This window comes from Herbaspirillum sp. GW103 (assembly GCF_000261365.1).
Lineage (GTDB): Bacteria > Pseudomonadota > Gammaproteobacteria > Burkholderiales > Burkholderiaceae_D > Herbaspirillum.
Genome location: NZ_AJVC01000006.1, coordinates 305,611 through 327,808 on the forward strand (window position 1 = coordinate 305,611; position 22,198 = coordinate 327,808).

Here is a 22,198-nt window from a genome sequence, read left to right on the forward strand (position 1 = left end):
AAGATCAAACCTAAATCACTACGCCAACTTGAACGCTGACTTAGGTTTGACATTTCTTGGTGGAGGTTGACGGGATCGAACCGACGACCCCCTGCTTGCAAAGCAGGTGCTCTCCCAGCTGAGCTAAACCCCCGAAACCTTGGTGGGTCTGGTTGGGCTCGAACCAACGACCCCCGCGTTATCAACACGGTGCTCTAACCAGCTGAGCTACAGACCCGCTTGGATCAGTATCAGTAGCAAGTCATCACAGCGTTGTGCTGCAGACCGTGCTTCACCAAATAACTGTTCTTTGAATTACAGCCGATAAGTGTGGACGCTTAACTTCGTGCGCACTCTAGAAAGGAGGTGATCCAGCCGCACCTTCCGATACGGCTACCTTGTTACGACTTCACCCCAGTCACGAATCCTACCGTGGTGAGCGCCCTCCTTGCGGTTAGGCTACCCACTTCTGGTAAAACCCGCTCCCATGGTGTGACGGGCGGTGTGTACAAGACCCGGGAACGTATTCACCGCGACATGCTGATCCGCGATTACTAGCGATTCCAACTTCATGGAGTCGAGTTGCAGACTCCAATCCGGACTACGATACACTTTCTGGGATTAGCTCCCCCTCGCGGGTTGGCGGCCCTCTGTATGTACCATTGTATGACGTGTGAAGCCCTACCCATAAGGGCCATGAGGACTTGACGTCATCCCCACCTTCCTCCGGTTTGTCACCGGCAGTCTCATTAGAGTGCCCTTTCGTAGCAACTAATGACAAGGGTTGCGCTCGTTGCGGGACTTAACCCAACATCTCACGACACGAGCTGACGACAGCCATGCAGCACCTGTGTGATGGTTCTCTTTCGAGCACTCCCAAATCTCTTCGGGATTCCATCCATGTCAAGGGTAGGTAAGGTTTTTCGCGTTGCATCGAATTAATCCACATCATCCACCGCTTGTGCGGGTCCCCGTCAATTCCTTTGAGTTTTAATCTTGCGACCGTACTCCCCAGGCGGTCTACTTCACGCGTTAGCTGCGTTACCAAGTCAATTAAGACCCGACAACTAGTAGACATCGTTTAGGGCGTGGACTACCAGGGTATCTAATCCTGTTTGCTCCCCACGCTTTCGTGCATGAGCGTCAGTGTTATCCCAGGGGGCTGCCTTCGCCATCGGTATTCCTCCACATATCTACGCATTTCACTGCTACACGTGGAATTCTACCCCCCTCTGACACACTCTAGCCGTGCAGTCTCAAATGCAATTCCCAGGTTGAGCCCGGGGATTTCACATCTGACTTACACAACCGCCTGCGCACGCTTTACGCCCAGTAATTCCGATTAACGCTTGCACCCTACGTATTACCGCGGCTGCTGGCACGTAGTTAGCCGGTGCTTATTCTTCAGGTACCGTCATTAGTAGTAGATATTAGCTACCACCGTTTCTTCCCTGACAAAAGAGCTTTACAACCCGAAGGCCTTCTTCACTCACGCGGCATTGCTGGATCAGGGTTGCCCCCATTGTCCAAAATTCCCCACTGCTGCCTCCCGTAGGAGTCTGGGCCGTGTCTCAGTCCCAGTGTGGCTGGTCGTCCTCTCAGACCAGCTACTGATCGTTGCCTTGGTAGGCTTTTACCCCACCAACTAGCTAATCAGATATCGGCCGCTCCAGGAGCATGAGGTCTTGCGATCCCCCACTTTCATCCGTAGATCGTATGCGGTATTAGCTAATCTTTCGACTAGTTATCCCCCACTCTAGGGCACGTTCCGATATATTACTCACCCGTTCGCCACTCGCCATCAGGAGCAAGCTCCTATGCTGCCGTTCGACTTGCATGTGTAAGGCATGCCGCCAGCGTTCAATCTGAGCCAGGATCAAACTCTTTAGTTTAATCTCTGTTTTGTGCCATTTCTGGCTACCCCGAAGGGCATCGCTCTCTCAAAATACTGACAGGTAATTTCTTGCGAACTTACCTATATTTCTTGTGAGCATTTAATATTTAAAGTTTCCAGAACCGAAGTTCTGTCGCACTTCATTAAACGCCCACGCTTATCGGCTGTTAATTTTTAAAGATCTTGTCTGCCGCAAACGCTCTGTGCGCTGTTTGCATCGCTGCGAATCGTTTTGTTCGTCAGCAGCAGAGAAACGAGATTATGTAGCAGTTTGTTTGTCGCGTCAACTACTTTTTTGCGATTCGTTTTAAATTTTTTCGTCTCGCTTAACTTTCGCTTTGACTACTTCCAATTTAAAACGCCCTACAACCTGCTTCACACCTCTTTGCTTCGCCCACCTTCGTCGCTTTGTTTTTCAACTTCGCTTCGTGTGTCGCGTCAGCAGGGGGCGAACTATAGCAATGCCCCACACACCACGCAAGCACTTTTTGAAAAATAAGCGAAAATAATTTAGTAAGAGCGCTCCACGCGCTTTCACGATCCGCTCAAGGCCCTTTACCGGCGCCGGTTTCCAGCCGATATGAAGAAATGCGAAATCATTCAGAAAAAAGGGCCGCCCTGACGGGCGGCCCTTTCTACCGACCAAAGTGATTCAAATGGTTAGTGAATTTTCTTGCGTACTTACAGGCTCTCTCATCCAGCCTTCACCGTCAATTCGCTCTTGACGTCCCTCACGCCGTCGATCCCGGCGACCAACTGCAAGGCATGCTGCCCCAGTTCGGCGCTGGGGACCGATCCCTTCAGGGTGACCACGCCCTCCTTGGTGATGACCTTGATCTTCATGGAAGAGATCTGCTTGTCCTCAACCAGCGCCGCCTTCACCTTCGCGGTGATGACGGAGTCATCTATATAAGCACCGGCTTTCTGGGCGGAAGGTGCATGGGCGCTACCGGAATCGGCTGCCTGGACTGCGGGCGCGACAGCGGCCATGGTGAGGGTGGCGGCCAGCAATCGTGCTGCAAGTGAGGATGTGTTCATGGCGTTCTCCTTGTTGAACTGAGGTAATCGCGGCATTGCCTTTTACTTCATCTATATAGGCAACTCTGACTGGCCACTTCGCAAGGGCCATGCCAAGTCTTCATTTTGCCAATGAAATCAGTGACTTATCGTAGCGACTCCGGCCCGCCCCGCTACTGATGAGCAGACAAACCCGCGTTTTTCGTCGGCCTGCCGCGACACCAGGCGGCGCGGCCGCGCGCAAGTCCTTGATTTCAAACGACTCCATCCTGTCGCTCCAGCGCGACCGGCTCTTCGCCGCCCCTGAAGCGGCGCGGATCCAATCCGTTCTTCTGCAGCAGGCGGTAGAACTCGGTGCGGTTGCGATCAGCCAGCCGGGCCGCATCCGAGACGTTGCCATCAGTCAACTTCAGTAATCGCACCAGATAATCGCGCTCGAACTTCTGCTTGGCCTCGGCATAGCGCAACAGATCCAGGGTCGGCACCCGCAAGGCCCGCTGCACCAGAGAAGCCGGAATCAGCGCTGCAGTCGACAGCGCACAAACCTGCTCGACCACGTTGTAGAGCTGGCGCACATTGCCCGGCCAATGTGCCAGACTCAGCACCTCCAGCGCGTCCGGCGCAAAACCGGTCAGCCGCTTGGGGTACCGGGCAGCAATGGTCTTGAGGAAATGATTGGCCAGCAAGGGGATATCCTCGCGTCGCTCCTCCAGCGGCGGCAGGCTGAGGGTGACCACATTGAGCCGATAGTACAGATCGGCGCGGAACTGCCGCTGGTTCATGGCCAGGTCCAGATCGCGGTGCGTCGCCGAAATCACCCGCACATCCACTGCGGTGGCCTCGTTGGCGCCGACCTGCCGAACGGTCTTTTCCTGCAGTACCCGCAACAGCTTGACCTGAAGGGCCAGTGGCATATCGCCGATTTCGTCGAGAAACAGGGTGCCGCCATCAGCGGCCTGGAACAAACCTTCACGATGCTCCACAGCCCCCGTAAATGCGCCCTTCACGTGGCCGAACAACTCGGACTCCAGCAACTGTTCCGGAATGGCCCCGCAATTGACGGCGATGAACGGTTTGTCAGCGCGCGGACTGGCGCGATGGATGGCGCGGGCCAGCAATTCCTTGCCCGTCCCGCTATCGCCTCGAATGAGGATGCTGGCATCAGAGGCCGCCACCAGCCGCGCCTCGGCCAGCAACTCGTCGATGCGCTGGCTGCGGCTGATGATATCGGCGCGCCAGGCTTCGTCCGGTGCGTCTTGGGCCGGGGCGGACAGGCTCAGGGCCTGCGCCACCTTGTCCAGCAGGACATGACCGTCAAAGGGCTTGGTGAGATAGGCGAACGCGCCCTTGGTCGTGGCCTCGACGGCATCGGGGATGGTCCCATGCGCAGTCAGCAGGATCACCGGCAAGGCGGGATACCGGCTGCGGATCTCGGCAAACAGGGCCAGTCCATCCATGCCGGGCAGCCGCACATCGGTGACTACCAGCGCCGGCAGCGCAATGGCCAGCTGGGCCAGGGCGGCCTCGGCGCTTTCCACGGCCAGGATACGGTAGCCGCTGGCGTTCAGGCGCAGCGTCAACAGGCGCAGCAGGTCGGGATCATCGTCGACCAGCATCAGGGGGGCAGTCTTTCCCATCGGGACTCCAGTTCCAGTAAAGGGAACGGCCCCGACGGGATGGCGGCGTCCCGGTCCTCAGGGACTCAGGTCACTTGCCGCCAGCCGGCAGGGTCCGTTCGATGTTCTTGAGCGCTTCCAGCTTGTCGTTGAGCTGATCGACCTTGCGCTGCGCTTCCTTCAGTTGTACCGAAGACTTCTCGGCAACGTCGGCCACGCGGCGCAGGTCGGAATAATGACCAACCAGCAACTGCACCAAAGGCTTGAGCTTCTCCGCTTCGACGCTGCGATCGGCCATGACGTTCCATAGCTGCGCTTCGGCCTTGGCCAGATCGATGGCATCGCGGGTCAGCGACAGCGCCATGGCGCGGCGCACGTTGGTCGCCGGGCCGGCCGGATAGGTGTTAAGGCGCTGCAACTCACGCGCCAGTTCAGCCGGTGTCATCTTGCGCAGCTGGGCGTTGTAGGCCAGCAGCTCGTCGATGTTGCTGCTGGAATGAATCATTTGCACAGTGGAAGTCGGGGCCAACTGCTGCCCCGCACATGCAGCCAGCAGGACGGAGCAGGCCAGGATCAGGATTTTATTTTTCATCAGGCAACTCGATTCGGAAATGGGCCCCACCCTCGCGCGGGACCAGATACACCTTGCCACTATGCGCCTGCACGTACTCGCGCACCACGGACAGACCGATGCCATTGCCGCGACGGGCACCGGTGGGCTGGTGCAGACCCTGGTAGAACGGTTCGAAGATGCGCGCCGCATCGGTGGGTGCCACACCGGGCCCCTGGTCCAGGCATTCCACCCGCACCATGCCCGGCAGCTCGGTCAGCAGGAAACGGATGAAACCGCCCTGCGGGCTGAAGCGCACGGCATTGGAGAGCAGGTTGGCCAGTACGATGGCCATCTTCTCGGGATCGACCACCACGGTGCGGGCGGCCCCCTCGATTTCCACCTTCAGCTGGCGCGCCAGCCATTGCAGCCGCTGGTCATCGATCACCTTGTGCAACAGCGCGCGCAGGTCCACCGGTACCGGATGGATGCGCTGGGCATCGAAGGAAACTTCGTTATAGCGCAGCAGGTCCTCGATCTGGGTCTGCAGCGACTGGGTATTCTGGCGCAGGATGCGGGCGATCTCGCGCTGGTTGTCGGTGAGCTGTCCGGCCACGCCATCGTCGAGCAGAGCCGCACCTTCGCAGAGGGCGGCCAGCGGCGTCTTCAGCTCATGGGAGACGTGCCGCAGGAAGCGCGATTTCTCGGCCTCCAGGTCGGCCAGGCGCTGGCGCAACCAGTCCAGTTGCTGGCCCAGGCGACGAATGTCAGCGGGGCCGCGCACGTCGATGGGCTGGTCGAAGCGATTGTCGCCCAGGCGTCCGATGGCCTGCTCCAGCCGCGCCATCGGCCGCGAGAGCCACAATCCGAAGCAGAAGGCCAGCAGGACGGCCAGCACGATGGCCCCCACCACCTGAATGGTGAGCAGCTGACGTTGCTGTTCCAGCGCGGCCGACAGCGCATTGTTGCGGCGATCCACCTCGCGCCGGCTCTCCAGCGCGATGCGTTCATTGAGCGCAGGCAGGCGGGCAAAGTCCTGGAACAGCTTGGCCTGCTCGTCCTTGTCCTTGCGCGAATCGGCCTCCAGCACGCCGGCGGCCTCGTCCACGGACAGCCCCCACTGGCTGAACAGCTCGCGCGGCGCCATCGGCAGCGAATCCGACAATTCCCCCAGCGCCTGGCGCGCCTGCTCGCGCGCCTCGTTGAAGCGGTCACGGAAGGCGGGGTCATCCAGCACCAGATACTGGCGCGCGCTGCGCTCCATGGCCACGGTCCGCTCGGCCAGGCGTTGCGCCGATTCGGTCAGCTGCACGGCCTGGCGCGCGGTCTCGCGGCTGTTGGCCGACATGCGGTCCAGCGTGAAGAGGGCGTGGATGGAGGCGCCGCTGAGCAGCGCGGCGATCAGCAGGAAGGCCGCCAGCAGCAACTGCCGGAACGACAGTCCCAGGTAGCCGGGCTTGCGGTCGGCTGGCGACTGGGGCGAATGAGTGTGCTCGATGGCGTTGAACATGCGATTGATCTCGGTCCCACAAGACTTGCCTGGTTATCCGGGGGCTCAGCCCTCCGGCCCGGAACATGCCGACGGGCAATGTCGGCCACGCTGTTGCGGGCACACATTGTAATCATTTGTCGGCCCGCCTGCGATGCGGCGGCGTTTCCTGATGGCAATCCCCAGGCCCGATACCGGTGTCAGTCCTGCGGGCCGAGGAAATCCAGCAGCATCAGTGCCACCACCTTGGTGGCCTTCCTGAGGTCTTCCAGAGCCAGGTTCTCGTCGGCCTGCTTGGCGTTGGATTCCATGAGCGTACGCGGCCCGGCACCGAACAGCACCACCGGAATGCCGGCTTCGCCATACAGGCGGGCATCGGTGTAGAGCGCCGAACCATTGGTGGTGAGCGTCTCGCCCATGACCTGCTCGGCATTGCGCAGCAGGCTCTCCACCAGCTTCTCGTGACCGGGCAGCGGACGCAATGCACGCGCCAGCAGCAGGCGGCGAATCTCCACGCGAATGCCCGGCAGGCCCGCCACTGCATCGGCGATCAGCTTGCGCACACCGGCTTCGACCTGTGCCGGGTCTTCCTCGGGAATCATGCGGCGGTCCATCTTCAGCACCACCTTGCCCGGCACCACGTTGGTATTGGTGCCGCCATCGATGCGACCGACGATCATGGTCGGATGGCTGATGCCGGGGATGGACGAGCGGATCTCCTTCAAGCCCGGCAGTGCACCGTAGATGGCATTGAGAATGGCGTTGGCCGCCTGCAGGGCATCATGGCCGGTCTCGGGCATGGAGCCGTGGGTGGCCCGACCATGCACGGTCACCTCGAACTGCAGGCAGGCATTGTGCGCGGTCACCACGTTGTAGCTGAAACCGGCCGCCAGCACGTAATCCGGACGGGTCAGCTGCTGTTCCAGCAGCCAGCCCGGGCCGAGCACGCCGCCGAATTCCTCGTCATAGGTGAAGTGCAGCTCGACCGCGCCGCGCAGTGCAGCACCCAGCGACTCCAGCGCGCGGGTGGCGAAGAGGTAGCTGGCGAAGTCGCTCTTGGAGACGGCCGCGGCACGGCCATAGATGCGGCCATCGGCCACCTCGCCGCCATAGGGATCGCGGGTCCAGCCTTCGCCCGGCGGCACCACGTCGCCGTGGGCATTCAAGGCCAGGGTCGGACCACCGTCGCCATAGGGACGGCGCACGATCAGGTTGGTGATGCTCTGCATGCCGTAGTCACGCACCTGCTCGGCCGGCACCGCATGCTTCTCGGCCTGCCAGCCCCAGGTCTGGACCAACGCGGCCACCGCATCGGCGTGGGGAGCATTGTTGCCGGGTGGCGTGTCCGTGGGAATGCGGATGAGTTGCTGGAGTACGCCGACTTCTTCCTCGAAATGCTGATCGATCCATGCGCACAGGCGCTCCGACAACTGCTGTTTGGACATGCTTGCCACTCCGTGATCAAAAACCGCCAGCCACGCCGGCGCAAACCGCCATCATAGCGCAGCCGCCCGGCGCGTGGCCGCCTCCTGCGTACTCCCACGTTCCCCGCTATCATTGACCGCCCTGTCTCAACGCCAGAACCCAACGAACCCATGCCCTCACAACCCTCCGCCTCCGGCGCTCCTGCTCCTCACATCGTCATCGCCGGCGAGGGCTTGCCTCCCGAGCAGCGCGGCCGCGCCATCCTGGCGCTGGGCATCGCGGTGGGCCTGGCCACACTCGATACCGCCATCGCCAACACCGCCCTGCCCGCCATGGCGATGGACCTCAACACCACACCGGCGGCCTCGGTCTGGATCGTCACCGCCTATCAACTGGCGATGATGGTGGCCCTGCTGCCGCTGGCGGCGCTGGGAGAGATCATCGGCTATCGCCGCATCTATGTCTGGGGACTGGTGCTCTTCACGGCCGCTTCGCTGCTGTGCGCCGTGGCCTGGTCACTGCCCACGCTGGTGATGGCGCGCTTCCTGCAGGGACTGGGCGGGGCCGGCATCATGAGCGTCAATACCGCGCTGATCCGCTTCATCTATCCCACCCGCTCGCTGGGGCGCGGCGTGGGACTCAATACCCTCATCGTGGCCATCGCCTTCACGGTCGGTCCCTCGGTGGCCTCCGGCATCCTCGCCATCGCCCCCTGGCCATGGCTGTTTGCGGTCAACGTACCGCTGGGCGTAGCGGCCGTGATCCTGGCACTGCCTTCGTTGCCGCATACCGCGCTGTCCTCGCACGCCTTCGACCTGCGCAGCGCCGTGCTCAACGCAGCCGCCTTCGGCCTGCTGATCCTGGCCATCGGCGAGGGTGCGCATCGGGCCCAGGCCAGCGTGGTGGGGCTGGAGCTGGCTGCTGCCATCCTCTGCGGACTGTTCCTGCTGCGACGCGAACTGTCGCATCCGGCGCCGATGCTGCCGGTGGACCTGTTCCGTCATCCCATGTTCACGCTTTCGGCCATTACCGCCGTATGCTCCTTTGCAGCGCAGGGCCTGGCCTTCGTCTCGCTGCCCTTCTTCTTCCACCATGACCTGGGCCGCAGCCAGGTCGAGATCGGCCTGCTGATGACACCCTGGCCGGTAGCCGTGGCCATCATGGCGCCGATTGCAGGACGCCTGTCGGACCGCTATCCGGTCGGCATCCTGGGCGGCGTCGGCCTGGCGCTCCTTTGCGCTGGACTGCTGACGATGACCTTCATGCCGGCGGCGCCCAGCGTCTGGGAGATCAGCTGGCGCATGCTGCTCTGCGGCATGGGATTCGGGTTCTTCCAGTCGCCCAATCTCAAGGCGCTCATGACCAGCGCCCCGCCCCATCGCAGCGGCGGTGCCTCCGGCATCGTGGCCACGGCGCGCCTGCTGGGCCAGAGCGTGGGCGCGGCGCTGGTAGCGCTGTGTTTCAACCTGTCGGAAACCCAGGGCTCGCGCCTGGCCCTCGGTTTCGGTGCCGCCTTTGCCGGGGTGGCCTGCATCGCCAGCTTCCTGCGTTTGCTCACCAGCAACCCTTACGCTGCTCCGCTGAAAAAATAAGTTTTTCTCAGTATTGCCCATCGCCACCACCGCCCGGATTCTCGCGCGGTGGCTGTCTTTTGTGGGGTTTCGTCAGTTTTTGTGACATCTCCATTCCAAACATTTTCCCCGCATAAACTTTACACAAGATCCCCGCTAAATTTCCTCGCCAGGCAGCGCCCGAACAGCCTAAAGCCAAAGCCATTCTGTTACGATAAACCCGACAGCTCATCCATCATTACCGACTGTCACCATGAAGCCAGCCACAGAAGAACAGGCGTCCATTTCATCAGGGAAATCGAACCGCGTTCAGCACGGTAACCAGCAGCAGGCCAAGACCTGAATTCGATATGTTGAAATCCATCGCCATAGAACAATTGCGCCTGGGCATGTATGTCCACTCCATCCCCGGCGGATGGATCAATCACCCTTTCTGGCGCAAATCCTTCAAGATCGATACGCTGGAAGACCTGCAGACGCTGCGCGACTGCCCGGTCGACGAAGTCACCATCGATACCGCCAAGGGCCGTGACATCGCGCCCGAACATGATCACGACGATCAGGCCCCCGCCGCCGACGACCAGCCCCAACCGTCGGCCGAGATCGTCATCGCCCATCAGGGCGCCAGCGCCACCGTGGCCGTGCGCCGGCCGGCCACGCGCACCGAGACGGCGGTGGAACGCGAACGCGCGGCCCGCATCATCTCTTCCTCCAAGTCCACCGTGCTCCACATGTTTTCCGAAGCGCGCATGGGCAGGACGGTGGACGTCAAGGACGCCGCCGAACTGGTGACCGAAATCACCTCGTCGGTCTCCCGCAATGCCGATGCCCTGATCAGCCTGGCGCGTCTGAAGACCACCGATGACTACACCTACATGCACTCGGTGGCGGTATGCGCGATGATGATCTCGCTGGCCAACCAGCTGGGCATGACCCCGGAACAGACCAGGCAGGCCGGCATGGCGGGGCTGCTGCATGACGTGGGCAAGATGGCCGTGCCCCTGGACATCCTCAACAAACCGGCCAAGCTGACCGAAGAGGAATTCGCCTCGGTGCGCTCGCACACCGTGCAGGGTCACGGCATCCTCCAGCAGATCGAAGGGATCGGGGAGGCGGCGCTGGATGTCTCGCTGCATCATCACGAGAAGATCGATGGCACCGGCTATCCCTTCAACCTCAAGTCCGACAGCATTTCCATCATGGCCAAGATGGGTGCGGTATGCGATGTCTATGACGCCATCACCTCCAACCGTCCCTACAAGGCCGGCTGGGATCCGGCCCGCTCGATCCGCCACATGGCTGCCAGCGCCGGGCATTTCGATCCGATCACGATGGAAGCCTTCGTCAAGGCCATTGGCATCTACCCGACCGGCTCCTGCGTGATCCTGCAATCGGGGCGCCTGGGCGTGGTGGTGGACCAGCGTCCGGACCAGCTGCTCACGCCGCGCATCAAACTGTTCTACTCGACCACCAGCCGCATGCCTCTCCAGCCGGAGATCATCGACCTGGCGCGCGGCGGCGACAAGATCGTGGCCTATGCCGATCCGGCCAAGTGGGGCATCCGCAGCCTGCCCGGCATCGACCTGAACTGAGTGACACTGAAGCCGCAAGAATGGAAAACGGCGCCTTGGGCGCCGTTTTCATCTGCTCCGCATCAATCGCAGTCAGTCGCACTCAATCGCGCTGCGCGAACGCCGCCGTCGACGCCAGCTCATTCAACAACGCCACCGTCGAACAGCTGGAGACGTCATAGGGATTGAGTTCGCCCGTGGCCGAATATTTCAGCAACAGCGAGCGGTTGATCTTGTCCAGCCGGATCTTGCCCATGGTCCAGGACGAGTACTGGCGTTCATCGATGGATTCATAGGCCAGCAGGATCACATCCTGGTGGCGATCATCACGCAGCAGCCGGCCATAGAGACGATTGACCTGATCACGCCCGCCTTCAAGCACCTGCACGAAAATGGTATCGCTGTAGCACAGCACGCCGGTGATGCCCTGCTGCGGATTGCGCTGACGCGAGGCCGCGAGAATGCCCTCGATGGTCTCGTGGGTGATGGTCTGGCGAGCACGGCTTGCATAGATCAGACGAACCAGCATGATTAACCTCGTTGACGTTGGGAAATCAGCGCCAGGAATTCACGGCGCAGGTTGGCGTCGCGCAGGAAGGATCCCCGCATGACGCTGTTGATCATCTTCGACTCCACATCCTTGACGCCGCGCCAGTGCATGCAGAAGTGATCGGCTTCCATGACGATGGCCAGGCCATCGGGCTGCAACTTCTGCATGAGCAGGTCGGCGGCCTGGGAGACGGCTTCTTCCTGGATCTGCGGACGGCTCATGATCCACTCCAGCAGGCGCGCATACTTGGACAGGCCGATGAGGTTGGAATGTTCATTGGGCATCACTCCCACCCATACCTTGCCCATGATCGGGCACAGGTGGTGCGAGCAGGCGCTGCGTACCGTGATGGGGCCGACGATCATCAGCTCGTTCAGGCGCTCGATGTTGGGAAACTCGGTCACCGGGGGCGGTGCCTGGTAACGGCCCTTGAAGACTTCGTTCAAGTACATCTTGGCCACGCGCTTGGCAGTATCCTGGGTGTTGTGATCGCTTTCGACATCGATCACCAGGCTCTCCAGCACCGCCGCCAGCTTGGACTGCACCTCAGCCTGCAATTGCTCCAGTTCGCCTTCCCTGATGAAGGCCGCGATATTGTCGTTGGCGTGGAAACGCACGCCGGCCGCCTTGATACGCTGACGGATGCGGGCCGATACCAGCTGGTCATGCACGCTGGGTGCTGACGTCTCGGTGCCGGTGGCGGCCTGGTTCTTGTCTGTTGCCATGATGGAGGGCGAGCACGCCGAACGTGATCGCTGAGTTGGGGGTGGCGCCATTATGCACGGAAAAACGTCGACGCATTGAGGGCAAACCAGCGTCAAGTCCGCGTCATGACATCGGCTGCATCGCCCTGGTGGCGCGCAGTCCAAGGTGCAGGCCCCATTCATGTCGCATTAATGCTTGATCGATGAAGCATTAAACCTGGCTTAATGCCACCGATGGTGCCACCGATGATGCCGCCGATCGTGCAGCGGACTCTGAGGCACACCCCGGCGGCACTGAGGCTTAACGACCATTGATGATTGTTTGCCGCACTTTACACCGGCCTAACCGCTGCTTACGTCCACAGCCACCATCATCCCTGCACGCGCCGCACGCACGTGTTACTGCATCTGGCAACAGCAGGCGGCGACGTGTGCCGGGCATCCAGCCTGGCCGCCATCGGGGGATCACCATGACATTCCAGTATCGCCTTGCCGGTGCCTGCGCACTGGCCGTCTCGCTATCGGCCTGCAACAGTCCGGCACCCATGGTGACCGGGCCCACCAGCGTGCGACCGGCCTATCAGGTGGCCAACGTGGAAAACAACGGCGCCATCTTCCGGGTTTCCAGCGCCCAGCTCTTCGAGGAGCCGACCACCTACAACGTGGGCGACATCATCAAGATCGACATCTCCGAATCCATCAGCAGCAGCAACAAGGCCGCCACCAGCAACAGCCGCGACAGTTCGCTCACGCAAAAGGGCCCGGGCTCGGGTGCACCGCTGGGCGGCCTGTTCACGCAGCTCTACGACGCCAACTATTCGGCCAGCGGCAGCAATACCTTCAAGGGATCCGGTGACAGCAGCAATACCAACACCATGAGCGGGACGCTGATGGTCTCCATCGTCGAGGTCCTGCCCAACCGCAACCTGGTGGTGGCCGGTGAAAAGCGCATCGGCGTCAATGGCAACGTCAATACGCTGCGCTTCTCCGGCGTAGTGCGCACGCGCGACATCCGTGGCGGCATCGTGGCCTCGGCCAACGTGGCCGACGCGCGGCTGGAACAGGTCGGCGGCGGCTCGGTGGCCGACGCCAGCACCGATGGCAACTTCTTCCGCCGGCTGCTGACCATCTGGTGATCGGGCTGTCCCTGCCGCAGAGGATGCGGCAGGGACAAACGGAAAACGACAAAACGGCAAGCGCGCAGCTTGCCGTTTTTCATTGCGCCGATCACCGCGCACACCGCGTCGAGCGCGGCAAAGCATGTGCGATACCGTCAGAATCCGTTGGCCGCACTGCGCATGTTGTCCGGCGAATTGTCCGCCACCTGCGGATTGCCGGGGAACAGCGCATCGATCAGTGGCGCCAGCTTGTCACCGGCGCTGGCCCACTTGTCCTGACCGAAGGAGCCCAGCCGGTACTGCGCCGTGCCCAGCACGCGTCCCTCGCGACGCAGGGTCAGCGCAGCATAGGTGAGATAGGGGGTATAGGCATCGGTGAAGACCTTGGTATCCCATTTGACGTAACCCACATAGCTCAAGGTCACCGGGCAGTTCAGTGCCTGGGTGCCGGCATCGTAGACGCGGCTTTGTACGCCGTGCTTTTGCAGTTCGCCCTGCAGGCCGGGGACGAAGTCGCTCAGGGCCACCGAACCATTCCACTCGATGCAGACTTCATGGATCGGGTCTTTGCTGTAGACGATGGGATTCTGGACCGAGTTGGGCGTCATCGCCCGCACGCTGGAGGCGGTGGAACCAACCAGTCCCACGGCATCGACCAGGGCATTGCCGGACGTGACGATGCAGCCCGACAGCGATGAAGCCAGCAAGGTGGCAATGATGATGGTGCGCATGATGCTCTCCCCGAGCGCAATCCTCTGGCAGGGTCCCCGCATGACGCGAGGGGCAGGGATTACAGGCTGCCCATCATAGCGGCGCATATTGTCGCCACATGGCCGTTTTACCTTGATTTACGCTGACCCTGTACACGCTTAACAGCCGCGTACGTGACGCCAGGACGCACCATGGCGAGGCCTTGCGCAGTGCTGGCACAATAGGCGCCTGTATCGATTTTCCAAGGAGACTTCCATGCCCTCACTGCTCGCCCGTTCCCTGCTGGCCTCGCTGGCGATGGCTGGCATGCTGCATGCCGCCCGCGCCGATACCCTCAAGTCCGACAGCGAAGTACGCGCCCTGGCCGACAAGGTCATGGCCCAGGCCGGTGCCGGCCGCACCGATGATGCCTACGGCCTGCTCTCGCCTTATGCCTTGGTGGATATCCGCGCCTTCGAGACTGCGCGCACCAACGCGCGCAGCGCGCGCTCGGCCATCGAGGCGCTGGTCGGCAATTCGGTCGGCTATGAATTCATCCGCTCCGAGAAAGTGGGCCAGTCACTGATGAAGCTCACCTATATCGAAAAGACCGAACGCCAGCCCATCCCGTGGATGTTCATCTTCTACCACACGCCTGGTGGCTGGGCATTGAGCAGCTTCAGCAATGGCGCCAACGTGGATGCGCTGTTTGATCACTAGGGCCTGTTCACATTAAATCTGCGCGATGCGTTCCAGGTTCAGAACGCGCGCTGCGGCTCCAGATCGCCACTCTCGATGGCGCTGGCCACGCCCGAGATCTTGTCGGCGATGATGGCCGACGAGCCGCAGGCCGTGGTCCAGCCATTGGAACCATGCCCGGCGTTGAGCCACAGATTGGCATAGCGGGTGGCACCGATGAGCGGTGCGCCATCCGGTGTCATCGGCCGCAGCCCGGCCCAGTACTCCACCTTGGCCAGATCGGCCCCCTGTGGATAAAGATTCTTCAGCGACTTCAGGGCCGTGGCGCAGTCCCGCGGCGTGACGCGCGTATCCCAGCTGCCGATCTCGGCCGTGCCTGCCGCACGGATATGCTGCCCCATGCGCGTGATGGCGACCTTGTAGTACTCGTCCATGACGCCACTGCGCGGCGCGCTCGCAGGATCGGCCACCGGTACCGTGATGGCATAGCCCTTGACCGGGTAGATCGGCAGATCCAGCCCCAAGGGTTTCAACATCGGTACCGATGCGCTGGCGCAGGCGACGACGTAGGCATCGGCGCGCAGCGTGCCGGTGCGGGTACGCAGCCCGCTGACCTGCGCACCGGCCACCTCGATGGCCTGCACCTCTGTGGACAAGTGAAACTCCACCCCATGCGCCTGCAGCCATCCTGCCAGGGCGCGCGCAAACAGCGGGCAATTGCCGGTCTCATCGAGCGGCAAGAGCAGCCCGCCCTTCAATTCATGTCGGGCCGCATGCAAGCCCGGATCGAAAGCCACGCAACCCTCGGCATCCAGCAATTCGAAGGGCACTCCGGCTTCGGCCAATACCTTGGTCGACAGCCCGGCATTGTCCAGCCCTTCCTGGGTGCGGAACAGTTGCAGGTTGCCGCCGCTGGTCTGCTCGTAGCGGATATCCAGACGCTCGCGTATCTGCTTCAACTGGCTGTGGCTGTAGCGCGCCAGCCGCCCCATGCGCGCCTTGTTGACGGCATAGCGCTCGGGCGTGCATTGCGCCAGAAAAGTCTTGAGCCATTTCCACTGATGCGCATCCAGACGGGGCGTAAAGCGCAAGGCCGCTTCGATGCCCAGCCAGCTCTGCACCGACCACTTCAGCGACTTGGCCGGCATGCCCGGTGCCGCCCACGGGGTGGCGTAGGAGGGACAGACGTGGCCGGCATTGCCGACGCTGGTCTCGGTGGCCACCTCGGCGCGGCGTTCCACCACGACGACCTCGTGGCCGCGCTCGCGGAGGAAATAAGCAGTGGTGACGCCGACGATGCCGGCGCCCAGCACGATGATGCGCATGGTGTCAGTTCAACTTCCGGAAAGGATCAATGAATATAAACAGACTAAACAATATAAATAATTTAAATCTTCTTGTCGCTACAGCGTCAGTCCGCCATCCACATGCCACACCTGGCCGGTGACATAGGACGCCGCCGGGCTGAGGAGGAAGGCGATCACGTTGGCGATCTCCTGCGGCTGTCCCAGGCGCTGCAAGGGGATGCGCGCCAGCGCCGCCTCCCAGGCGGCCGGATCGATGGCCGACTTGGCCGGGTCGCTCTTCTGAACGTAACCGGGCGCCACCGCGTTGACCGTCACGCCCGCCGCTGCCACCTGCACGGCCAGCGACCTGACCAGCGCCTCGATGCCGGCCTTGGCCGCCGCCGAAGCCGGAAAGCCCGATTCGCCCAGGCGGAACACATGCGCCACGAACGAGCTCACCGCCACCACGCGGCCCTGCCCGCTGCCCTCCAACGGCGCGCGGCAGGCGGTGATCAGGCGGAAGAAGCCACCCAGGAGCGCATCGAGCGAGCGCGACCAATCCGCATCATCGAGTTCGCCGATGCGCTTGCGATCGGCAAAGCCGGCATTGGCCACCAGCGCATCGAGCCTGCCGTAGTGCGTGAGCGCCGTGTCCCGCAACTGCGCTGCGGTGTGCGGATCGGCCAGGTCGCCCAGCGCCAGCGTGCACTGTGCGCCCTGCGCGCGGCATTGCTGCGCCACCGCCTGCAGCTCCGGCGACTCGGTGCGAGCATGCAGGACCAGGGCGGCATCGGGTGAGGCCACGCTCAAGGCCACCGCCGCACCGATGCCGCGCGCGGCACCGGTGATGAGGATGACTCGCCCGGAATGGGGTGGAGTGGCAGCAGGAAGGGAAGGAAAAGGGGACGGGTTCATGATCCAAAAGGTGAAACAGCGCGTTCCCGCTGATCGGGAATTTGGCAAAACGCTTCACTTGCGCAATCCCGTCATTTTAGCCAAAGCCCGCATCTACGGGGGTTCCCGGCGCATGATGAGACGTTTTGTTCAGTTCGTGCTCCAGGCGTTCTCCTTTACAATGGCCGGGTTCGCGGCACGCCGCAGCGTCGATTGCAATCGCTTGCAATCCACGCGCGGGCAGTTCTTCCCATGTCCTCCCTCCTCCCGGCACCCGGCGCGCAAGTGTCCCGGATGAACAGGGCATGGTTCGTGCATGCGCTGCACACCCTGCCCGCTTCGGGCTCATGCAATTGGCAACCAAGGAAAATCGCAGATGTATCAATGGGACTTCGGCTCGCTCTGGCAATTCAGGAGCATCATCGGAATCGGCTTCGTCTATACCCTCTCCTACACCGTGGCCTGTATTGCGCTGGGCCTCCTGGTGGGCCTGGTGGTGGGCTTGGGCCGGCTGTCGTCGAACCCCTTCATCTCCGGCCCGCTGCGCGCCTTCGTCGAAGTGTTCCGCTGCACGCCGGTGCTGGTGCAGCTGGTGTGGTTCTACTATGCACTGCCGGTACTGCTGGGCATCGAGATGTCGGCCGGCACGGCGGCCATGCTGTCGCTGGCGCTGTATGGCGGTGCGTTCTATTCCGAGATCATTCGCGGCGGCATCGTCTCCATCGATGTGGGCCAGTCCGAAGCGGGCTGGGCACTGGGCATGACGCGTTTCCAGCTGATGAAGCGCGTGATCCTGCCGCAGGCCTTCAAGCGCATGACGCCGCCGCTGGTGAACCAGTCCATCATGCAGTTGAAAAACACCTCGCTGCTGTCGGTGCTGGCCGTGCCGGACCTGCTGTACCAGGGCCAGATCATCGCCCACGAAACCTATCGCCCGCTGGAAATCTACACCCTGGTGGCGATCATCTACTTCGTGATCCTGCTGCCGGCCACCATCTGGGCCAAGCGCCTGGAAAACCGCCTGTCGGTCCAGCACGGTTGAGGAGATCACGATGAACAACCAACACTCGGACGCGATGATCCAGATCAGCAATCTCAAGAAGGCCTTTGGCGAGCACGTGGTGCTCAAGGACATTTCCATCGCCGTGCCCCGTGGCAGCGTGGTGGCCATGATCGGCCCGTCGGGCTCGGGCAAGTCCACCCTGCTGCGCTGCCTGAACCTGTTGACCGTGCCGGACCAGGGCACGGTGCGCATCGGCGAGCGCCACTTCGAATTCAGCGGTCGCAACTCGCGCCTGCCCAAGGATCGTGAACTGGCCGCCTTCCGCGCGCGCACCGGCATGGTGTTCCAGCACTTCAACCTGTTCCCGCACATGACGGCGCTGGAAAACGTGATGGAAGGCATGGTCACCGTGCTGCGCACGCCCAAGGTCGAAGCGCGCGCCAAGGCCATGGTCCTGCTGCAGAAAGTGGGCCTGGCCGAACGCGCCGACATGTATCCGCAAAAGCTCTCCGGCGGACAGAAGCAGCGCATCGCCATCGCCCGTGCGCTGGCCATGCAGCCGGACGTGATGCTGTTCGATGAAGCCACCTCGGCGCTGGACCCGGAGCTGGTCGGCGAAGTGCTCAACGTGATTCGCGGCCTTGCGGCCGATGGCATGACCATGATTCTGGTCACGCACGAAATCGCCTTCGCCCGCGAAGTGGCGGACCAGGTGGTGTTCATGCGCGATGGTGTGGTGGTCGAAGCCGGGCCGCCGTCGCAGGTGATCGACAATCCGCGGGAGGCCGCGACGCAGGCTTTCCTGGCCCGCTTCAATGCCTGATCGTCCAGGTCACGCGGCGCAAACCCACTGAAAAATGGCGCACAGAGAAATCTGCGCGCCATTTTTTCACCTGCGTTACGCCAGCGCTTTACTGCAGGTGATGCACCTCCTGCAAGCCATACACCGGCGTCGCAATGCCTTCCATGCGCGCCTTCAACTGCAGCGCCAGATACAGCGAGTAATGACGCGACTGGTGCAGATTGCCGCCGTGGAACCACAGCGCGGCTTGCTGCGTGGGCTTCCACATGTTGCGCTGTTCGCCCTCCCACGGCCCCGGATCCTTGGTGGTGGCCGATCCCAGCCCCCAGCACTTGCCGACCTTGTCGGCCACCTCGCGCGAGATCAGGTCGGCGGCCCAGCCATTCATGGAGCCGTATCCGGTGGCATAGACGATCACGTCGGCCGGCAATTCGCTGCCATCGGAGAGCAGGATGGAATGCGCGCGGATCTCCTTGACGTCGACGCCGCTCTTGAGGCGGATCTTGCCCTCGGCGATCAGCTCGGAAGCACCGACGTCGATGTAGTAGCCGGACCCGCGCCGCAGGTATTTCATGAACAGGCCCGAATCGTCGTCGCCGAAATCGAGCAGGAAGCCGGCCTCTTCAAGCCGCCGGTAGAAGTCCGCATCGCGTTCGCGGATCTTGTCGAACACCTGCTTCTGCATGGACGGCAAGACCTTGTAGGGGATCGAGGCGAACAGCAGGTCGGCCTTGCCGGTAGTGAGGCCGCTGGCCACTGCGCGCTCGGAATAAAGATCACCGAGGGCCAGTTCCATCAGTGAATCGGACTTGACGATATGGGTGGAGGAACGTTGCAGCATGGTCACGTCCACGCCGTTCTCCCACAGTGCCGCGCAGATGTCGTGCGCCGAATTGTTGGAGCCGACCACCACCACCTTCTTGCCGCGATAAGGATCGGGGCCGGGATGGCGCGAGGAGTGATGCTGATCGCCTTGGAAATTTTCCGCTCCGGGAAACTGCGGCACATTGGGCTTGCCCGACATGCCGGTAGCCAGCACCAGCTGGGTCGGCTGCAGCACCACTTCCCGGCCTTCGCGCTCGACCACGACAGTCCACTTCTGCGTGGTCTCGTCGAAGCTGGCGGACTTGCAGACGGTGCTGCCCCAGTAGTTCAGCTCCATCACCTTGGCATACATCTCCAGCCAGTCGCCGATCTTGTCCTTGGGCGCAAACACCGGCCAGTTCTCGGGAAAGGGAATATAGGGCAGATGGTCGTACCACACCGGATCATGCAGGCACAGCGACTTGTAGCGCTTGCGCCAGCTGTCGCCGGCACGCTCGTTGCGTTCGATGATGATGGTCGGTACGCCCAGCTGGCGCAGTCGTGCACCAAGGGCGATGCCGCCCTGGCCGCCACCGATGATGAGGCAGTAGGGTTGCTGCTGGTAGCCCAGTTCGCGCGCCTCGGCTTCGCGCTCTTCCTTCCAGCTGCGACGCTGGGTATGCACCCCATGGACCGCACCGCGCGGACGGTTCACGCCCTTGGGTTCTTCGTGGCCCTTCAGTTCGGCGGCGGTGGTCAGCAGGGTCCAGATCTTGCCCTCGCGCAGTCGCAGGTAGCCCTTGCCGCGGGCGATGCCGGTCTCCAGCAGGATCCAGCCCTGGGTCACGCCATCGGCTTGCGATGGCGTCTCATCGGGATCGAGCCGCAACTGTATCGATCCGAGATGCGGCACCTGCGCCTGCAGCATGGCGCGGATCTGGTCGCGGCCTTCCAGCGTCTTGATGTTCCAGGTGAAGGCGATCAGGTCGCGCCAGTAGCCCTCCTCCTCGAACAGGGCGGCGGCCTTGGCGGCATTGCCTTCGCGCAATGCGGCTTGCAGGGTTTCCAGCGTATGGGCAATGGCCTGGCTGGCGTTTTCTTCGGGCATGACAAGTCTCCTCTATCTCGACAATAGATCTCGTGGTTGGATGGGGGTGGCGGTTCTTTGACCGCCTGGGTGAAGCCTGCAGCGCTAACGTCGATGCGGCGGCAGGATGCGGTAGCGCGCCATGCGCCGGTACAGCGTAGCGCGTGACATGCCCAGCAATTGGGCGGCGTGCGGGGCACGCCATTTGCATTCGGTCAGGGCGGCGACGATCTGGTCGCGCTCCTGTCGTTCATCAGCCTTGATGGCGTTGCCCTCGTCGCTGGAGGCAGCCGGCGTCGCAAGCGCATGCGCGCGGGCCGGGCGCAGCGCGCGCGATACCGGCGCGCGTACGCGGCCATAGAGCGTGGCGCCACCGTGCAGGCGCAACAGGTGCAAGCCTTGCAGGGCGCGACTGTCGAGCAGGCTTTCAAAGTGCAGGTCGAAGATTTCGTCCAACGGGCAGGGCAAGCGTTGCAGGCCGGCGATGCACTCGCGCGCACGGCCATTGGCGGCGATGACGTTGCCCAGGGCATCGAAGGCGATGAGGATTTCCGGTTGCGCTTCGACATAGTGGCGGCTGCGATGCACCAGCAGTACCCAGGCGCAGGCCATGGCGTTGAGGAAATAGCCATCTTCGATCAGGGTGGCGCTTTGCTGGACGATGCGATTGACCAGGTTCTGGCTGTCGCGCGCATCGGGTGAGCGGATCGCCGAGGCATCGAGCACACCGATCAGTTCGCCCGCTGGCGAAAAGATGGGGGCGGCGCTGCAGGTCAGGGTGGTAAAGGCGGCGCGAAAATGGTCGCCCTTGTGCACCGTGATGGGCAGAGCATCCTGCAGTACGGCGGCCACGCCGCAGGTGCCTTCTTCACTCTCGGACCAGCAGGAACCGAGATAAAGCCCGGCACGCTTGAAATCCTGACGGCGTTCGCGGTCCACGCGATAGTCGATGGTGGTACCGCCGGCATTGGTGAGCATGACGCAGTAATCGGCTTCGCGCACGGTCTGGTGCAGCACCGACAGGCATTGACCGGATGCGCGCAGAAAATCCTCCTCGCCCTGCTGCACCTGGCGCAGTTCGCCGGAACTCAACACGCGCGGGCCCCGCATGTCGGCAGGGTCGAGGTGATGCTGGTCCAGTGAACGCAGATAGGACGAGCTCAGCCGTTGCAGGTAGGGACTGGCGGCGGGATCGGGCTGGCCATCGAGCAGACGGCGCACGCGGTCGAGATGGCTGACTTTCGCAACGTAGGGCATGGCGGCTCCTGGCGGGACGAGACTGCGCGAATCAATGCGGATCAATGCGGATCAGGGCGAAGACGACGGTGAAGCGATGGGTGATGTTGTAGCACAGCGTGCGCGGCGAGTTGTCCTGCGGCGCAGCATGGGGGGATGGTGAGACGCTTGTCTCAAGCGGCAAGACCTCTCTGTTGTGACGCCAACGCACGG

The 22,198-nt window shown here is 62.3% G+C and carries 19 protein-coding genes, 2 tRNA genes and 1 rRNA gene; 6 read left to right on the forward strand and 16 right to left on the reverse strand.

What is annotated here, in order from left to right; translation table 11 throughout:
- Positions 1-57 precede the first annotated feature (57 nt).
- The 8 genes from GWL_RS19920 to GWL_RS19955 all read right to left on the reverse strand — a co-directional run bounded on the left by GWL_RS19920 (position 58) and on the right by GWL_RS19955 (position 7,990).
- Positions 58-133: transfer RNA gene (locus GWL_RS19920), tRNA-Ala, on the reverse strand.
- 7 nt (positions 134-140) lie between these two features.
- A tRNA-Ile gene (locus GWL_RS19925) sits at positions 141-217 on the reverse strand.
- Positions 218-338: 121 nt separating this feature from the next.
- Positions 339-1,871 (reverse strand): 16S ribosomal RNA (locus GWL_RS19930).
- A gap of 695 nt (positions 1,872-2,566) precedes the next feature.
- The gene (locus GWL_RS19935; protein WP_008333756.1) at positions 2,567-2,911 is read right to left on the reverse strand and encodes a BON domain-containing protein; all 345 of its coding nucleotides are present in this window, start codon (positions 2,909-2,911) and stop codon (positions 2,567-2,569) included.
- A 233-nt stretch (positions 2,912-3,144) separates the two neighbouring features.
- Positions 3,145-4,527, reverse strand: a complete 1,383-nt coding sequence (locus GWL_RS19940) for a sigma 54-interacting transcriptional regulator (protein ID WP_034351508.1) — start codon at positions 4,525-4,527, stop codon at positions 3,145-3,147.
- A gap of 70 nt (positions 4,528-4,597) precedes the next feature.
- Positions 4,598-5,098, reverse strand: coding sequence for a hypothetical protein (locus GWL_RS19945; protein ID WP_008333760.1), 501 nt, complete (start codon positions 5,096-5,098; stop codon positions 4,598-4,600).
- Complete coding sequence (locus tag GWL_RS19950; protein ID WP_008333762.1) at positions 5,088-6,566, reverse strand: ATP-binding protein; 1,479 nt, start codon at positions 6,564-6,566, stop codon at positions 5,088-5,090. Before GWL_RS19950 ends, GWL_RS19945 begins: the two co-directional genes overlap by 11 nt.
- A gap of 179 nt (positions 6,567-6,745) precedes the next feature.
- A complete protein-coding gene (locus GWL_RS19955; RefSeq protein WP_008333769.1) occupies positions 6,746-7,990 on the reverse strand; it encodes a M20/M25/M40 family metallo-hydrolase in 1,245 nt (414 codons plus the stop codon).
- A gap of 150 nt (positions 7,991-8,140) precedes the next feature.
- On the opposite strand from GWL_RS19955, the gene GWL_RS19960 reads away from it, so the two are divergent.
- Positions 8,141-9,562 carry an MFS transporter gene (locus GWL_RS19960; protein WP_008333771.1) on the forward strand — a complete coding sequence of 474 codons (1,422 nt, stop codon included), beginning with the start codon at positions 8,141-8,143 and terminating at the stop codon, positions 9,560-9,562.
- A 329-nt stretch (positions 9,563-9,891) separates the two neighbouring features.
- Positions 9,892-11,133 carry an HD-GYP domain-containing protein gene (locus GWL_RS19965; RefSeq protein ID WP_008333774.1) on the forward strand — a complete coding sequence of 414 codons (1,242 nt, stop codon included), beginning with the start codon at positions 9,892-9,894 and terminating at the stop codon, positions 11,131-11,133.
- Positions 11,134-11,215: 82 nt separating this feature from the next.
- On the opposite strand, the gene GWL_RS19970 is transcribed toward GWL_RS19965, so the two are convergent.
- Both GWL_RS19970 and folE read right to left on the reverse strand, forming a co-directional pair.
- A complete protein-coding gene (locus tag GWL_RS19970; RefSeq protein ID WP_008333777.1) occupies positions 11,216-11,641 on the reverse strand; it encodes a BLUF domain-containing protein in 426 nt (141 codons plus the stop codon).
- Positions 11,642-11,643: 2 nt separating this feature from the next.
- On the reverse strand, positions 11,644-12,387 hold the full coding sequence (folE, locus tag GWL_RS19975; protein WP_008333788.1) for a GTP cyclohydrolase I: 744 nt from the start codon (positions 12,385-12,387) through the stop codon (positions 11,644-11,646).
- 449 nt (positions 12,388-12,836) lie between these two features.
- Between folE and GWL_RS19980 the strand changes: the two genes are divergently transcribed.
- Positions 12,837-13,502 (forward strand): flagellar basal body L-ring protein FlgH, encoded by a 666-nt coding sequence (locus GWL_RS19980; RefSeq protein WP_034351704.1) that lies wholly within the window; start codon positions 12,837-12,839, stop codon positions 13,500-13,502.
- Positions 13,503-13,639: 137 nt separating this feature from the next.
- On the opposite strand, the gene GWL_RS19985 is transcribed toward GWL_RS19980, so the two are convergent.
- The gene (locus tag GWL_RS19985; protein WP_008333792.1) at positions 13,640-14,215 is read right to left on the reverse strand and encodes a hypothetical protein; all 576 of its coding nucleotides are present in this window, start codon (positions 14,213-14,215) and stop codon (positions 13,640-13,642) included.
- A 235-nt stretch (positions 14,216-14,450) separates the two neighbouring features.
- On the opposite strand from GWL_RS19985, the gene GWL_RS19990 reads away from it, so the two are divergent.
- Positions 14,451-14,894, forward strand: a complete 444-nt coding sequence (locus GWL_RS19990; protein WP_008333794.1) for a hypothetical protein — start codon at positions 14,451-14,453, stop codon at positions 14,892-14,894.
- Positions 14,895-14,932: 38 nt separating this feature from the next.
- Here the strand turns inward: GWL_RS19990 and GWL_RS19995 are convergent, their stop codons facing one another.
- Both GWL_RS19995 and GWL_RS20000 read right to left on the reverse strand, forming a co-directional pair.
- The gene (locus GWL_RS19995) at positions 14,933-16,198 is read right to left on the reverse strand and encodes a D-amino acid dehydrogenase (protein ID WP_008333796.1); all 1,266 of its coding nucleotides are present in this window, start codon (positions 16,196-16,198) and stop codon (positions 14,933-14,935) included.
- A gap of 78 nt (positions 16,199-16,276) precedes the next feature.
- On the reverse strand, positions 16,277-17,074 hold the full coding sequence (locus tag GWL_RS20000; RefSeq protein ID WP_008333805.1) for an SDR family NAD(P)-dependent oxidoreductase: 798 nt from the start codon (positions 17,072-17,074) through the stop codon (positions 16,277-16,279).
- Positions 17,075-17,429: 355 nt separating this feature from the next.
- Here GWL_RS20000 and GWL_RS20010 point away from each other — a divergent pair, with 355 nt between their 5' ends.
- Together GWL_RS20010 and GWL_RS20015 are read left to right on the forward strand one after the other, a co-directional pair.
- The gene (locus tag GWL_RS20010; protein WP_008333808.1) at positions 17,430-18,095 is read left to right on the forward strand and encodes an amino acid ABC transporter permease; all 666 of its coding nucleotides are present in this window, start codon (positions 17,430-17,432) and stop codon (positions 18,093-18,095) included.
- A 10-nt stretch (positions 18,096-18,105) separates the two neighbouring features.
- Positions 18,106-18,879, forward strand: coding sequence for an amino acid ABC transporter ATP-binding protein (locus GWL_RS20015; protein WP_008333810.1), 774 nt, complete (start codon positions 18,106-18,108; stop codon positions 18,877-18,879).
- Positions 18,880-18,967: 88 nt separating this feature from the next.
- Here GWL_RS20015 and GWL_RS20020 read toward each other — a convergent pair whose 3' ends face one another.
- The 3 genes from GWL_RS20020 to GWL_RS24060 all read right to left on the reverse strand — a co-directional run bounded on the left by GWL_RS20020 (position 18,968) and on the right by GWL_RS24060 (position 22,169).
- Entirely contained in the window at positions 18,968-20,770 is a 1,803-nt protein-coding gene (locus GWL_RS20020) for an NAD(P)/FAD-dependent oxidoreductase (RefSeq protein ID WP_008333811.1), read from the reverse strand.
- 84 nt (positions 20,771-20,854) lie between these two features.
- Positions 20,855-22,006: a helix-turn-helix domain-containing protein gene (locus GWL_RS20025; protein ID WP_008333812.1), complete on the reverse strand. Its 1,152-nt coding sequence runs from the start codon at positions 22,004-22,006 to the stop codon at positions 20,855-20,857.
- Between the two features lie 31 nt (positions 22,007-22,037).
- Entirely contained in the window at positions 22,038-22,169 is a 132-nt protein-coding gene (locus tag GWL_RS24060; protein WP_008333813.1) for a hypothetical protein, read from the reverse strand.
- Positions 22,170-22,198 lie beyond the last annotated feature (29 nt).